Origin of the sequence: Paraburkholderia sp. BR14320, assembly GCF_040948665.1 — a bacterium.
GTDB classification, from domain to species: Bacteria; Pseudomonadota; Gammaproteobacteria; order Burkholderiales; family Burkholderiaceae; genus Paraburkholderia; species Paraburkholderia youngii.
Map to the genome: position 1 here is coordinate 1 of NZ_JBFPKG010000009.1, position 15,005 is coordinate 15,005.

A 15,005-nucleotide genomic window follows, 5' to 3' on the forward strand; every position below is an offset into this window, starting at 1 on the left:
GGCCTCAAAACGCTTAAAGGGACGGTGAATTCGCATTGAATCTGCACAATGCGAAAAATCTTGCGACGAGAGTCGCGTAATTGGAGCGGGGCCTCTTCAACTCGGGTGTACTTCAGCAGCCTGCTAGTCCTCTTAATAATCTTTATCCCCGCTTCGCAAAAGCGCAAACGCAGCTTTCCAAATAATCACTGAGGAGACGACATGAGAACTAACACGTTGTATTTAACGTGTGCGTTGCTATTCGGTTTGACAACGAGCAGCATTGCCTATTCGACCGATTGGAAGACCTCGGGAAACGACTCGATGAACTCCCGAAACCAGGCTAGTGAATCGGCGATCAGTCCGAAGACAGCGGGTGCCCTTCACAAGCTCTGGTCAACTGACACGAGCGGAAACGTCACGGCGACCCCTGCCCTCGATGACAGCTATGCCTATTTCCCGGATTCCGCGGGCTATCTTTACAAAGTCGACAGGAAGACCGGTCACGTTATCTGGAAGAACCTCGTATCGTCCTACACGGACATCCCTAACGACTACGCGCGTGCAACGCCCGCTATCTCCGCAAACGTACTGATACTCGGCAATCAAAGCGGCAAACTGTCGAGTCCGCAACCGGCCCAGGTCTTTGCCGTCGACAAGAACACCGGCCAGCGGCTTTGGCACACGCGAGTCGATCCAACCACGTATTCAATGGTCACACAGTCTGCGGTCATCGCGAACGGTACGGCTTTCGTAGGAACGACATCGAACGAAGAATTGATGGCCGCCTATATTTCCCCGCCTGCATGGCAGTGGAGTTTCCGCGGCAGCGTCGTCGCGCTCGATGTCGCGACCGGCGCAATCAAGTGGCAGACGTACACAATACCGACGGGCTATTACGGCGGCTCCGTCTGGGGAAGCACCGGCGCCGTCGACGTCGATCGCAATACGGTATTCATGGGTTCCGGCAACAACTGGGCAGTACCTCAGGCCGTACTCGACTGCATGAACAGCGGCGGCACGCCGACATCGTGCATCGACCCGACCGACCACTTCGACTCGATCCTTGCGCTGGACATGACCACGGGCGCAGTCAAATGGTCCGCGCGCGGACTGCCGTACGATACGTGGAATGTCGGCTGCGGCCTGAACGTGCCGGGCGTCTTCACTCTTCCGTCGAACGCCAACTGTCCCAATCCGCAGGGTCCGGACTGGGACTTCGCGCAAGGACCGATGCTCTTCGGCGGCAATGGCAATGCCGGCCGACTGGTCGGCGCGGGGCAGAAGAGCGGGATGTTCTGGGCCTTCGATGAAGAAACAGGCGAACTGCGTTGGTCCACCCAGGTCGCCCCCGGCGGACTGACAGGCGGTCTGCAGTGGGGATCGGCCAACGACGGCCAGTTTATTTACGTTGCGGTAGCCAACAGCGGGGTGACCGGCTCGGGCACGACGCCAGGCGTATGGCAGTTGGCGAACGGCGGCGGCACTACCACGTCGGGCGGCTGGGCGTCGCTCAACGCGAATTCCGGCGCGGTGAAGTGGACCACTCCGGACCCACTGGGAAGCCGCGCGGAGGCAGCGGTCAGTGTCGCGAATGGCGTGGTGTTCGGATGCAATCTCGACTACACGAAAGGCACGATGTACGCGCTCGATTCTTCCAACGGAAAAGTACTGTGGTCATTCGACAGCGGCGGCGCATGCAATGCCGGACCGGCCGTTGCGGACGGCGTGGTGTTCTGGGGCTCCGGTTCAACGAACGGACCGGGGCCGCAAAAATTATTCGCCTTCGGCCTGTAGGAAACGCCAAAGGCCTCGTCCTCTCAGGGCGGGGCCTTTGGCTCTTTGCTACGATGTGAGTCTGTTCCGAAGCCGGCGCTTTGGCGCGTATCGCCAGCCGGACCGGAATTGCCACCGAACTCACCGAGCACCAGACCTTGACGATCCACATCCGCCCCGCCACCGCCTCCGACGCCCCCCTGATCCTGCGCTTCATCACCGAACTTGCGATCTACGAGAAAGCCGAGCACGAAGTCGTCGCCGGTGTCAAAGACATCGAGAAAAGCCTGTTTTCCGAGGGCGTGCCCGCGAAAGCGCTGATCTGCGAAATGAACGGCGAGCCCGTCGGTTTTTGCGTGTACTTCTTTTCGTATTCGACGTGGCTCGGCAAGCAGGGGCTTTATCTGGAAGACCTGTACGTGTCGCCCGCATCGCGTGGCAGCGGCGCGGGCAAACAGATGCTGCGCCATCTCGCGCAAATCGCCTGCGAAACGGGCTGCGGCCGCTTCGAATGGAGCGTGCTCGACTGGAACGAGCCGGCCATCGGCTTCTACAAATCGATCGGCGCGAATCCGCAAAGCGAATGGGTGCGCTACCGTCTCGCGGGCGACGCGCTCAAGGCATTCGCCGAAGGCGAAACCGAACCGAACACCTAAGCGCGGTCACTGCGCGGAGGCCGCGACGGGCGCCACTTCGAACGCATCGCCCGTCGCGAAGAACGTGCCGCCTGCGACGTAATGGCATGTGCGCAGGTCGGGATCGTCACCGAAATGCCAGCGGTTGTGCGAATACACGCGGCTATCCGCATACGCGGCGACCACCTCGCCGATGATCAGATCGTGCCGTTGGCTGTCGTCCGGAATCACCTTGCATTCCATCCACGTGATGCAGCCGGCCAGCATCGGCACGTCGATTTTTTGCGCGCGGAAAGTCTCGAGATCGAACGCGGAGAACTTGTCGAGTTCGACGCCCGCATGCGTGCCGACGGCGAGTGTTTGCGCGGCGAATCCGCGGCTCGGCAGTTGCAGCCCGAACACGCCGCTCGCTTCGATCAGGCTACGCGTCAGCGTGCGGCTATCGACGACCACCACCACCTTCGGCGGATCGAAGTCGAGCGGCATCGCCCACGAGGCCGCCATCACGTTCGAACGACCAGCGTGCGCGCTCGTGATCAGCGTAACGGGTCCGTGATTGAGCAGTTGAGTCGCGCGCGACAATTCCACGGGTTCTCGGGTGGCGGTCATAGTATCGTGATGGCGTCGAAAGGGTGACGCTGATTGTAGCGGGGCGGGAGAAATGAGGCGCGCGATGTGCGGAAGCCGCCGTGCGGAGCGATAGAGCGGGCGAATCGAACTGCCAGACGGCAGCCCACAAGCCGCCGCCTGACAAACTTCAAGCGAAAAACTTCAATGGCCGCTCAATGATGCGGTGCCTTGCCGTTCGGCACCACATTGTGCGGCTTGTGCTGCTCTTCGCCGAGTCCCGGGAAGAACGCGTTCCAGGCGGCGCGCACACCCTGCGCCGCGGTTGCTTCGGCGCTGACCGATTCGGCCGCGCCGTCCGCGGCTTTCGACGGATCAGCGGACAGGCCGCGCCAATGCGTGAATACGAGCAACGGCTTTTCGGTCCACACGCCGTCGCCAAATTTCGCAAACGCCGTGTCCCCGCTCGCCAACTGCACCTCGTACCAGCCTTCGCGTACGGGCGTATGGATGGCCAGCTCAAACCACGGGGTCGGTTCGATTTCCTTCATAGCGTCTCCGGTCGGATAAATCGTCATCGAAAACCACACTTAACGCATTGTTCGTGCCCATCGGCGGCGCCAAACCCGCGGCGCGGCGGGCCGGGCAACCGTGGCACATGCGGGCAGACCCGGCACTTCAGAGCGAAGTCGCCGCGCATACGACACGATAGCGCGACATGGGCCGGGCGGACAAACGTAAAACTTACATGTCCTGGGTGGCAGGCGTACGGCGTTGCGGGACGGGCTTTTTGCGGGACCGGGCGGCGGGTTTTCCGGCAGGCGTTCCGGCCGGTTTTGCCGCGCGCTTCGCAGCCGGTCGCGCCTCGCTCTCTATCTCCCGCACCAGCTCCGCCAGCGCTTTCACCGCCGGCCCCAAGCGCTCCGCCTCCGTATTCCCATAGCCGATCACGAGCCCGTTGGTCTGCTCCGACGCCCCGATCGCGAACCCCGACAGTGCGCGCGGACCGAGCCCCAACGCCTGCGCCCGCGCCGTCAGTGCGCGATCGTCGAGCGACGCGGGCAGCCGCAGCGTCAGATGCATGCCGCAATCGCCGCCAAGAATCGTCGCCGCCGGAAAATATTCGGCCAGCGCGTCGCGCAGCGCCTGCTGGCGCTCGCGGTACAGCCGCCGCATCCGCCCGAGATGCCGCCCGAACTCGCCGCTTTCGAGGAAATGCGCGAGCGCCAGTTGCTCCAGCCGATGCCCGCCGCGCAGCAACTCTTGCAGCGCAACAGCGGCATGCGCGGCGATCGTCTGAGGCAGCACGACGAAGCCGATGCGCAGCGCCGGAAACATCGTCTTGCTGAACGAACCGACGTACAGCACGGGCGCCTCGTCGACGAGGCCCTGCATGCTCGCGATCGGCTCGCCGGTGTGGCGCACTTCGCCGTCGTAATCGTCCTCGATCAGCCACGCGCCGCAGCGCCGCGCCTCTGCAATCAGCTCAAGCCGCCGCGCCACCGACAACACCGCGCCGGTCGGATACTGATGCGCGGGCGACGTGTAGATCAGCTTCGGCGGATGCGTGCGCCACGCGTCGGCCGGCACGGCCATGCCTTCGGCGTCGACGGGAATCGGCAGCAAGCGCAAATCGCCCGCGTTGAAAGCGGCCTTCGCGCCGCGGTAGCCGGGGTCCTCGGTCCATGCGATATCGCCGGGATTGGTCAGCAGCCGCACGCACAGGTTCAGCGCCTCCTGCGCGCCCTCGGTGATCACGACCTGCGAGCCGTCGCAGCGCACGCCGCGCGCCATCCGCAGATGCGCGGCGATCGCGTCGCGCAACGCCGGTTCGCCGGCCGGCGTGCCGTAGCCGAGCGCGCGCGGTAAGGCGCGCTCCATCGCACGTTCGAGCGCGCGCCGCCAGGCGGCTAGCGGGAAGCGGTCTAGCGCGGGTGTGCCCGGGGTCAGCGCATAGGTGTTGTCGACGTGCTTGTGCGGCGCCGCGAACTGCTGGACGCGCCTCGCGTACACGACCTCTGGCGCCGCGGAAGCCGTCGCCCGCTCGCCGCGCGCGGCGGGACTCGACAGCGGACTCACGCGCGTGCCCTGGCGATCGGCGATGACATAACCGACCGCGGCGAGATGTTCGTAAGCGATCACGACGGTGTTGCGCGATACGCCCATTTCGGCGGCGAGCAGCCGCGACGACGGCAGCAACGACCCGGCCGGCAGACGGCCCGCGAGAATGGCCTGTTGTAGAAGTTCGATCAGCTGCTTTTGCAGCGGCGCGGGCCGCTTGGCCCCGCTAGCGCCGCTCGCGGCGAAAACGTCGTCGGCATGGACGAGCGGTCCGATGATTTCGATCATGGTGGTTGGACCTATCGAATAAGCGTGTCGTGGATCTTTTGAACATACCACGTTTGCCGTATCGTTCCTGCATCGAAGACAGGAGAAAGGACATGGAACCCATACGCAACGTCTACGGCCAGCCGATCGGCAAACCCGTGCCCGGCTGGCGCGGCGCGCAGCCGCCGGGCCGCGAGCCGCTGAGCGGCTGCTATTGCCGGCTCGAAGCGGTCGACGTCGAGCGCCACGCGGCCGACCTGTTCGACGCGTACCGTTCGGCCACCGACGGCCGCGACTGGACCTATCTGGCGGTCGGCCCGTTCGACAGCCTCGCAGCCTATCGCGAGCACCTGACGCGGATGGCGGCATCGAAAGATCCGCTGCACTACGCGGTGATCGACCTCGCGACGGGCAAGGCGGTCGGCACGCTGTCGCTGATGCGGATCGATCCGGCCAACGGCGTGATCGAAGTCGGCCATGTCACGTATTCGCCGCGGCTCAAGCGCACGCGCATCGCGACCGATGCGATGTACCTGCTGCTTAGCGAAGTGTTCGACAAGCTCGGTTACCGCCGTTTCGAATGGAAATGCGATTCGCTGAACGAGCCGTCGCGCAAGGCCGCGCTGCGCTACGGGTTCACGTTCGAGGGGATCTTCCGGCAGGCGATCGTCTACCGTGAGCGCAATCGCGACACGGCGTGGTTTTCGATCATCGACAGCGAATGGCCGGCGTTGCGCTCGTGTTATCAGCGGTGGCTCGACGCGGGCAATTTCGATGCGCAAGGGCAGCAGATCGAGCGGCTCGCCGATCTGATCGCGCAGCAGCGAGCGGCGGACGACGCCCGGTAAAGCCAGACGCTCGCATCAGCGCGCCGCCGATGCCATCGCACGCGGCGCGCTTGCGCCAGCCCTTCGCTGCGCGCCGCCAACCCCGGCAGCCGGCGCAACTTCGCCCTAAACTGCCTCCATACGTTCGCGCGCCACTGCCGAAGCGCGATTGCGACAGCGCGCCAGCTTGTGCCACGCGTGCCTCGTTCCATGCCGTTACAGCCCAGCCGATGAAATCCCGTCTGCGCTACCTGAGCGCATTGCTCGTCAATCTCGCGTTGCCCTTGCTTGTCTACCGGCTCGCGTTTCCGCACTGGGGGCAGACGGGCGCGCTTGCCGCGTCGGCGTTGCCGCTGATCGCATGGATGACGGTGGATCTGCTGCGTTACCGGCATTTCGACGCGCTGAGCGCACTCGTGCTCGCGGGCGTGCTGCCAGCGCTTGCCACGAGCCTCGTATTCAGCGACGCGCGTCTGCTGTTGATCGAAGACCCGATGGTGTCGGGCTTTATCGGCATCGCGTTTCTCGCGTCGCTCACGCTGCGCAAGCCGATGGTGTTCTACCTGGCGCGCTCGACGATGTCGCGCGAAGATCATCGCAGCGTGGAATTGTTCGAGCGACATTGGCGTGATCGTCCGATGCTCGCCAGCTATATTCGCCTGATGACACTCGTGTGGGGGATCGGCATGATCGGCGAGAACATCGTGCGCAGTGCGATCGTGCTGCATTGGCCGAACGACCCGCGCTCGGCGCTCGCATCCACTGCGCTGCGTTATGGCGTGTACGTGGCGCTGACGGTGTGGACGATCCTGATTCGCCGGCGTATCAAGCGGGACGCGCAGCGCTATCCGGCGGATGAGCAGGCGGCGGAGAGTTCGGCGGCAAATGTGTGAATGACCGCGCCGGCGGTCCGTTCATGCCAACTCCAAAAATCTCCCCAAACAAGGATTCCGGTTCGCCGGCGACCGGGCGAGCACCTGCTCGATCAGCGGCGCGTCGGCAAGCGGGCGGAACACCACGCCCGCCAACTGCGCCCTGCGCATCGACGACGGCACCAGCGCGACACCCACGCCTTCGTCGACGAGACTCAGCACCGTCTGCTGCAACTGCACTTCGAAGCGGATGTCCGGCTCGAAGCCGCCCGAGCGGCAGTGTTCGAGAATCGTCGCGCGCAGGCTCGGCGCGACTTCTTCCGATGCGAGCACGAACGGCTCGCCCGCCAGCTGCGCAATCTTCAACCGCCGCGCCCGCGCGCGCGGATGGCTGCGCGATAGCGCGACGCACAGCGGCTCGCTGGGCACCGTGCGCGTCGTGAGTGACTTGTCGGGCACGGTCGGGAACATGATCGCCGCGTCGATGTGCCCGGTGAGCAACTGCGCGGCCAGATCGTTCGACACGACCTCGCGCAATTTCAGCTCGACCTGCGGATACGCGGCGCCGAACGCTCGCGCATAGCCGGGGACGACGCTGTAAGCGGAGCACATCGTGAAGCCGATTTCGAGCTTGTGACGCTGTCGGTGCTGCTGATGGTGATGGGGCATTAAAGCTGAGGGGTCGACAGTACGCCGGCTGCGCAGCAGATTTATCACACCAGAGGTGCGAGCGAATACGCATAGATGACCGTCGCAACCGCATTCGACGAATCGTGCAAACCGTTGCAACCTCGACCGCGACCACGAGGATCAGGTACCAAGCCAACCGCGTGTCCCAATCTATGAAACTTGCATGAATGCCGCGACGGCCGCGGCAGACTGCGGGGAGCGCCGCGCGTTTTCACCGCCCTCCTACGTGATCTCGTATCCGCCTTCGGCGGTTAGCGAACGCGAGGCCAAGCGCGGCTCGCGTCGTGCGTGGTAAATTCCAGCGTCGGCAAGACAACTCCAAGAACGTTCGGGTGCCCTGAACATCTTCGTCCGGTCCACCCGCCCCTGGCGTACAAGGTAGATCGATGATCGACGTGAGTCAGCGTATTGTCTGGCGGCGCCTCTACGTTGCGCTGTGCAGTTGCGTCGCGTTGGCCGGCTGCATGGTCGGCCCCGACTACCACGCGCCGCCCGCGCCGGCTACCGACACCTTCACCGCCCGGCCGCTGCCCGACCAGACTGCCTCCGCGCCCGGCCCCGCCGGCCTGCCGCAGCGTTTCGCGCCGGCCCAGGACATCCCCGCCGCGTGGTGGACGCTGTTTCACTGCGAGCCGCTCGACGCGCTGATCCGCGAGGCCATCGCCAATAGCCCGAACATGACCGCGGCCCAGGCCGCGTTGCGCCAGGCGCGCGAAAATTACACCGCGCAGGCAGGCGGCACCTTGCTGCCGAGCGTCGACGCGCAACTTAACGCCACGCGCGAAAAGATCAACGGCATCGCGTTCGGCGAGCCGGGCCTCGTCGAAGAATTCAATCTTTACAACGCGTCGGTCAACGTCTCGTACAAGCTCGACGTGTTCGGCGGCGCGCGGCGCGAACTCGAAGCGCTGCATGCGCAGATCGACTATCAGCGCTTCCAGCTACAGGCCGCCTATCTGACGATATCGGCCAACATCGTGACCGCAGCGGTCAAGGAAGCGTCCGTGCGCGCGCAGATCGACGCGACCGAGCGGATCGCCACCGAGGAAGAGCAGCAGCTGAACGTGCTCGACCAGCAACTCTCGCTCGGCGGCGTGAGCCGCGCGGCCGTGCTCGCGCAGGAAACGCTGCTCGCACAGACCCGCGCGACGCTGCCGCCGCTCTACCAGCAACTCGATCAGGCGCGCCATCAGCTTGCGGTGCTCGCCGGCAAGCTGCCGAGCGACACGGGCGTGCCCGAATTCACCCTCGACATGTTCTCGCTGCCCGACACGCTGCCCGTCAGTCTGCCGTCGTCGCTGGTGCGCCAGCGCCCCGACATCCTCGCCGCCGACGCCACACTGCATCAGGCGAGCGCGCAGGTCGGCGTCGCGACCGCGGCGATGTATCCGCAGATCACGCTGTCCGCGAGCTACGGCGCCGAGGCGCTGACGCCCGCGCAAGTGCTCAGGGCCGGCAGCACCATCTGGAGCATCGGCGCGGGCTTGCTGCAACCGGTCTTTCACGGTGGCCAGTTGAGCGCACAGAAGCGCGCGGCCGAGGCCGCCTACGAGCAGGCCGGCGCGCAATACCGCGAGACGGTGCTGCTTGCGTTCCAGAACGTCGCGGACACGCTGCGCGCGCTCGAACACGATGCGACCGGCCTGAAGGCGCAGACCGACGCGTCGCGCGCCGCGAGCGATTCGCTCGAACTGACGCGCGGGCAGTATCGCGTCGGCGGCGTGAGCTACCTCGCGCTGCTCGACGCGCAACGCCAGTATCAGCAGACCGTGGTCAGCCTCGCGCAGGCGCAGGCCGCGCGTTACGCAGACACGGCAGCGCTGTTCCAGGCGCTCGGCGGCGGCTGGTGGAATGGCGCGGCGCCCGAGTCGGCCGCCGCGCCCGCCGCCGCAACGCCACATTGACCGTGCCCTGACACAACCCTCAGCCCTCGCCCCAAGCCGAGCAAGGACATCACGATGGCCGAAAGAAAACCGATGACGAAGCGGATGGTGATCATGTTGATCTGCGTCGGCCTGCTGCTCGCCGCGCTGGTTGGCTTCAACCTGTTCCGCGCGCACATGTTCGCGAAGTTCATGGCGGCCAACACCACGCCGCCCGCGACGGTGTCGGCGGTGGTGGTCCACTATCAGTCGTGGCAGCCGCAGCTCGCGGCGGTCGGCAGCCTGCGCGCGGTGCGCGGCGTCGACGTGACGACCGAAGTCGCCGGCCTCGTGCGCCAGGTCGCGTTCGTGTCGGGGCAGGAAGCGAAAGCCGGGCAGATCCTCGTGCGACTCAATGACGACAGCGACGTCGCGCTGCTGCAGTCGCTGCAGGCCGCGGCCGACCTCGCGCAGACGGTCTACGAGCGCGACCGCGCGCAGTACGACATCAAGGCGATCGCGAAAGCGCAGCTCGACGCCGATGCGGCGGACCTCAAGGGCAAGAAGGCGCAGGTCGCGCAACAGCAGGCGCTCGTCGACAAGAAGACGATTCGCGCGCCGTTCGCGGGGCGCCTCGGCATCACGACGATCAATCCGGGCCAATACCTGAATCCGGGCGATACGATCGTCACGCTGCAAGCCATCGATCCGATCTACGCCGACTTCTCGGTGCCGCAACAGCAGCTCGGCCAGCTCGCGATCGGCGCGACCGTCAGCGTCGATACCAACGCGTACAGCGGACAAAGCTTCACCGGCAAGATCCAGTCGATGAGCCCGAAAGTCGACAGCGCGACACGCAACGTGCAGATCGAGGCAAGCGTCGACAATCGCGAGCGCAAGCTGCTGCCCGGCATGTACGCGAACGTGAAGATCGACTCGGGCGCCGAGGAGCGCCACCTGACGCTGCCGCAAACGGCGATTACCTACAACCCGTATGGCGCGACCGTGTTCATCGTGAAGCCCGGCACGCAGCCCAACGCGCAGGGCAAGACGCTGCCCGTCGCGCAGCAGGTGTTCGTGACGCCGGGCCCGACGCGCGGCGACCAGGTGGCGATTCTGAAGGGCGTCGACGATGGCACCCAGGTCGTGACGAGCGGCCAGCTCAAGCTGAAGAACGGCACGCCGCTGATCATCGATAACCGCGTCCAGCCGTCGGACAGTCCGAATCCGACGCCGCAGGAACAATAAGCGAGGCCGCCCGATCATGTTCACGGACATCTTCATCCGCCGGCCGGTACTCGCTTCGGTCGTGAGCCTGCTGATCCTCGTGCTCGGGCTGCGCGCGCTCGCGGTGCTGAAGGTCAGCCAGTATCCGCAGACCGAGAACGCGGTCGTCACGATCACGACGGCCTACTATGGCGCGAACCCGGACACCATCGCCGGCTTCATCACGCAGCCGCTCGAAGCGGCGATCGCGCAGGCGCAGGGTATCGACTACATGTCGTCGACGAGCATCACGGGCGTGTCGACTATCGTCGCGACGCTGCGCCTGAACTACGACGCGAACCGCGCGCTGACCGAGATCAACACGCAGATCGGCTCGGTGCGCAACCAGTTGCCGCCGCAGGCGCAGCAGCCGGTGCTGACCGTGCAGACCGGGCAGACCACCGACGCGATGTACATGGGCTTCTACAGCAGCGTGCTGCCGAGCAACAACGTCACCGACTACCTGTTGCGCGTGGTCAAGCCGAAGCTCGATTCGATCCAGGGCGTGCAGACCGCCGAAGTGCTCGGCGGGCGGCAGTTCGCGATGCGCGCGTGGCTCGATTCGGCGCGGCTCGCAGCGCACGGCGTGAGCGCGAGCGACGTGTTCACCGCGCTCGGCAACAACAACTATCTCGCGACGCTCGGCACGACGAAGGGGCAGATGGTCAGCGTCGACCTCGAAGCGGGCACGGACCTGCATACCGTCGACGATTTCAAGCAACTCGTCGTCAAGCAGAAGAACGGCTCGATCGTGCGTCTCGAGGACGTCGCTAACGTCGTGCTCGGCGCCGACAGCTACGACTTCAACGTCGCGTTCAGCGGCAAGCGCTCGGTGTTCATCGGTATCAAGGTCGCGCCGGACGCGAACATTCTCGATGTGGCCAAGCGCGTGAAAACCGTGTTCCCCGATCTGCAGAGGCAGTTCCCGACCGGCATGACGGGCGACATCGTGTATGACGCGACCGACTTCGTGAACACCGCGATCAGGGAAGTGATCAAGACGCTCGTCGAAGCGCTCGTGATCGTCACGATCGTGATCTTCCTGTTTCTCGGCAGCTTCCGCGCGGTGATCGTGCCGCTGATCGCGATGCCGCTGTCGCTGATCGGCACGTTCTTCATGATGCAGGCGCTCGGCTATTCGATCAATCTGCTGACGCTGCTCGCGCTGGTGCTCGCGATCGGGCTCGTCGTCGACGACGCGATCATCGTCGTCGAGAACGTCGACCGGCATATGAAGCACGAAGGCAAGACGCCGTTCGACGCCGCGCTGATCGCCGCGCGCGAACTCGGCGGCCCGATCGTCGCGATGACCGTCGTGCTGATCGCCGTATATGCGCCGATAGGCTTCCAGGGCGGGCTGACGGGGGCGCTCTTCACTGAGTTCGCGTTCACGCTCGCGGGTGCGGTGACAGTATCGGGCGTGATCGCCCTCACGTTGTCACCGATGATGTGTTCGCGCTTCTTTCGCGCCGAGCAGGAGTCCGGGCGATTCGCGCGTTTCGTCGACCGTCAGTTCGAGCGCGTGCATCGCGGCTACGGCCGCCTGTTGCACGCGACGCTCGATACCTGGCCCGTGTTCGTGATCATGGGCGCGCTGCTGCTGTGCGGCACCGTATATCTGTTCATGACCTCGAAGTCGGAACTTGCGCCGCAGGAAGATCAGGGCGTCGTGCTGTCGCAGATCATCGGGCCGCCGAACGCGACGATCCAGCAGATGCAGACCTACGCGGACCAGGTGTTCGACGCCTCGAAGTCGCTGCCCGAGTACTCGCAGATGTTCCAGCTGACGGGTTCGCCGACCATCAACCAGGGCATCGGCGGGGTGCTGTTCAAGACCTGGGATCAGCGCGGCAAGAATGCGACCGAGCTGCAACAGGAGTTGCAGCAGAAGTGGAATCAGATCGCGGGCGCACGCGTCGCGGCGTTCCAGTTTCCGCCGTTGCCGGGCTCGCAGGGATTGCCGGTGCAGTTCGTGATCAGCACGACCGAGCCGTTCCAAAACCTCAACGAGGTGTCGCAAGCGGTGCTCGAAAAAGCGCGCGAGAGCGGGATGTTCTTCTTCGTCGATACCGATCTGAAAATCGACAAGCCGGAAGCGGTGCTCGTCGTCGATCGCGACAAGGTGGCCTCGCTCGGGCTGTCGCAAAGCGACGTCGGACAGGCGCTCGGTTCGGCGCTGGGTGGCGGCTACGTGAACTACTTCTCGATCGCGGGGCGTTCGTACAAGGTGATTCCGCAGGTGCTGCAGATCGATCGGCTCAATCCGTCGCAGGTGCTCGACTACTATCTGCGCACGCCGGACGGCAGCGTGATTCCGGCGTCGACGGTCGCGCATATCAAGCACAGCGTCGTGCCCGAATCGATCAATCACTTCCAGCAGCTGAACTCGGCGACGATCTCCGGCGTGACCGTGCCGGGCGTGTCGCAAGGCCAGGTGCTCGATTTTCTGCGCCAGGCGACCGCGCAGGTCGCGCCGGCCGGCTATTCGGCCGATTACTCGGGAGCGTCGCGCCAGTTCGTGCAGGAGTCGGGCGGCTTCGTCATTACGCTGCTGCTTGCAACGATCATCGTGTTCCTCGCGCTCGCTGCGCAATTCGAGAGCTTCCGCGATCCGATCGTGATCCTGATCTCGGTACCGATGGCGCTGTTCGGCGCGCTGATCTTCATCAACATCGGCCTGACGACGCTGAACATCTACACGCAGGTCGGCCTCGTCACGCTGATGGGGCTCGTCAGCAAGCACGGCATTCTGATCGTGCAGTTCGCCAACGAATTGCAGCGCGCTGGCCGCGGCAAGCGCGAAGCGGTCGAGGAAGCCGCCGGCGTGCGGCTGCGTCCGATCCTGATGACGACCGCCGCGATGGTGCTCGGCGTGGTGCCGCTCGTGATCGCGTCGGGCGCGGGCGCGGCGGGCCGCAACGCGATGGGGCTCGTGATTTTCACGGGCATGTCGATCGGCACGCTGTTCACGCTGTTCGTGGTGCCGGCGATGTATATGTTTCTGGCCGCCGATCATCAGCGGCATGCTCAGGCGCCGAAGGCCGGCGATGCGGGTCAGGCGGGTCAAGGGGGTTAGCGACTGGTGGTTCGCGTACCCGGTGCGCGTTCATCACCTAGACTACGGTGCATTCGCTGCGCAACGCGGCGCAAGACAAACCAACCGGAGCCACGCACGATGAAAGCGATTCAGTTCAAATCTTTTGGCAGCCCCGAAGTGCTCGAATACGTCGATCTGCCGACGCCGCAAGCCGACGCGGAGCATGCGGTCGTGCGGGTGATGGCGGCCTCGGTCAATCCGAGCGACGTGAAGAACGTGGCCGGCCGTTTCGACCATACGGTGCTGCCGCGCATACCGGGGCGCGACTTCAGCGGCGTGGTCGTGGATGGCCCGGCCGCGTGGCGCGATGCCGAGGTGTGGGGCACCGGCGGCGACATCGGCTTCACGCGCGACGGCACGCATGCCGAGTACCTCAGCATTCCGGTCGCGGCGCTGTCGCGCAAGCCAGTTGCGTTGAGCCACGTCGAGGCGGCGGCGATCGGCGTGAACTTCGTGGTCGCGTGGCTCGGCACCGTCGAATACGCAAGCTTGCAGGCCGGCGAGACCGTCGCGGTGCTTGGCGCGGGCGGCGGTGTCGGCGGCGCGGTCGCGCAGATCGCGAAGGCACGCGGCGCGCGCGTGATCGCCGTCGATCGCCGGCCGCTCGATCCGGCCACGCCCGCGGGCCGCCTGATCGACGCCTACGTGCCGTTCGACGAACACGCAGCCGAACGTGTGCGCGAGCTGACCGGCGGCGCGGGCGCGGAAGTCGTCTACGACACGGTCGGCGGTGTCGCGTTCGAGACCGCGCTGAGTCTCGCGAAACGGCGCGGCCGCGTGCTCGAAATCAGCGCGACCGGCAAGCGTCGGGTCGAGTTCGATCTGATCGATTTCTATCACAACGAGACGCAATTGCTCGGCGTCGACAGCGCCAAGCTCGGCGTCGCGCAATCGGCGCCGCTGATGACGGCGCTGGTCGAGGGCTTCGACACCGGCAAGCTGAGCGGCCCGGCGATAGCACAGGAATTTCCGCTCGCCCGTGCGCGCGAAGCCTACGACGCGGTCGCCGCCGGTACGCGCGGGCGCGTCGTGATCCGCATGCAATAACTATCCTCCGACACGGGTCTCCGCAACCGGCTGGCGGCGACGCTGCATTGAAGCCGCGG

General features: G+C 65.2%; 11 protein-coding genes and 1 pseudogene. 8 read left to right on the forward strand and 4 right to left on the reverse strand.

What is annotated here, in order from left to right; translation table 11 throughout:
- The first annotated feature begins 303 nt into the window (after positions 1-303).
- Both AB3X89_RS11415 and AB3X89_RS11420 read left to right on the forward strand, forming a co-directional pair.
- Positions 304-1,776, forward strand: coding sequence for a PQQ-binding-like beta-propeller repeat protein (locus AB3X89_RS11415; RefSeq protein ID WP_368583360.1), 1,473 nt, complete (start codon positions 304-306; stop codon positions 1,774-1,776).
- Positions 1,777-1,913: 137 nt separating this feature from the next.
- The gene (locus AB3X89_RS11420) at positions 1,914-2,411 is read left to right on the forward strand and encodes a GNAT family N-acetyltransferase (protein WP_013092731.1); all 498 of its coding nucleotides are present in this window, start codon (positions 1,914-1,916) and stop codon (positions 2,409-2,411) included.
- 6 nt (positions 2,412-2,417) lie between these two features.
- Here AB3X89_RS11420 and AB3X89_RS11425 read toward each other — a convergent pair whose 3' ends face one another.
- The 3 genes from AB3X89_RS11425 to AB3X89_RS11435 form a co-directional block, all read right to left on the reverse strand.
- Positions 2,418-2,999 (reverse strand): flavin reductase family protein, encoded by a 582-nt coding sequence (locus AB3X89_RS11425; RefSeq protein ID WP_368583361.1) that lies wholly within the window; start codon positions 2,997-2,999, stop codon positions 2,418-2,420.
- A gap of 173 nt (positions 3,000-3,172) precedes the next feature.
- Positions 3,173-3,508 (reverse strand): hypothetical protein, encoded by a 336-nt coding sequence (locus AB3X89_RS11430; protein ID WP_176106988.1) that lies wholly within the window; start codon positions 3,506-3,508, stop codon positions 3,173-3,175.
- A gap of 193 nt (positions 3,509-3,701) precedes the next feature.
- The gene (locus tag AB3X89_RS11435) at positions 3,702-5,306 is read right to left on the reverse strand and encodes a PLP-dependent aminotransferase family protein (protein WP_368583362.1); all 1,605 of its coding nucleotides are present in this window, start codon (positions 5,304-5,306) and stop codon (positions 3,702-3,704) included.
- Between the two features lie 92 nt (positions 5,307-5,398).
- Here AB3X89_RS11435 and AB3X89_RS11440 point away from each other — a divergent pair, with 92 nt between their 5' ends.
- Together AB3X89_RS11440 and AB3X89_RS11445 are read left to right on the forward strand one after the other, a co-directional pair.
- Positions 5,399-6,133, forward strand: coding sequence for a GNAT family N-acetyltransferase (locus AB3X89_RS11440; RefSeq protein WP_368583363.1), 735 nt, complete (start codon positions 5,399-5,401; stop codon positions 6,131-6,133).
- Between the two features lie 209 nt (positions 6,134-6,342).
- The gene (locus AB3X89_RS11445) at positions 6,343-7,005 is read left to right on the forward strand and encodes a VC0807 family protein (protein ID WP_368583364.1); all 663 of its coding nucleotides are present in this window, start codon (positions 6,343-6,345) and stop codon (positions 7,003-7,005) included.
- 21 nt (positions 7,006-7,026) lie between these two features.
- Here the strand turns inward: AB3X89_RS11445 and AB3X89_RS11450 are convergent.
- A pseudogene (locus AB3X89_RS11450) lies at positions 7,027-7,710 on the reverse strand (LysR family substrate-binding domain-containing protein); the annotation flags it as partial.
- A gap of 350 nt (positions 7,711-8,060) precedes the next feature.
- Between AB3X89_RS11450 and AB3X89_RS11455 the strand changes: the two are divergent.
- The 4 genes from AB3X89_RS11455 to AB3X89_RS11470 all read left to right on the forward strand — a co-directional run bounded on the left by AB3X89_RS11455 (position 8,061) and on the right by AB3X89_RS11470 (position 14,946).
- Complete coding sequence (locus tag AB3X89_RS11455) at positions 8,061-9,578, forward strand: efflux transporter outer membrane subunit (RefSeq protein ID WP_368583365.1); 1,518 nt, start codon at positions 8,061-8,063, stop codon at positions 9,576-9,578.
- 54 nt (positions 9,579-9,632) lie between these two features.
- Positions 9,633-10,784, forward strand: a complete 1,152-nt coding sequence (locus AB3X89_RS11460; protein WP_368583366.1) for an efflux RND transporter periplasmic adaptor subunit — start codon at positions 9,633-9,635, stop codon at positions 10,782-10,784.
- A 16-nt stretch (positions 10,785-10,800) separates the two neighbouring features.
- The gene (locus AB3X89_RS11465; protein WP_368583367.1) at positions 10,801-13,878 is read left to right on the forward strand and encodes an efflux RND transporter permease subunit; all 3,078 of its coding nucleotides are present in this window, start codon (positions 10,801-10,803) and stop codon (positions 13,876-13,878) included.
- 99 nt (positions 13,879-13,977) lie between these two features.
- Complete coding sequence (locus AB3X89_RS11470; protein ID WP_368583368.1) at positions 13,978-14,946, forward strand: zinc-binding alcohol dehydrogenase family protein; 969 nt, start codon at positions 13,978-13,980, stop codon at positions 14,944-14,946.
- Positions 14,947-15,005: the final 59 nt, after the last annotated feature.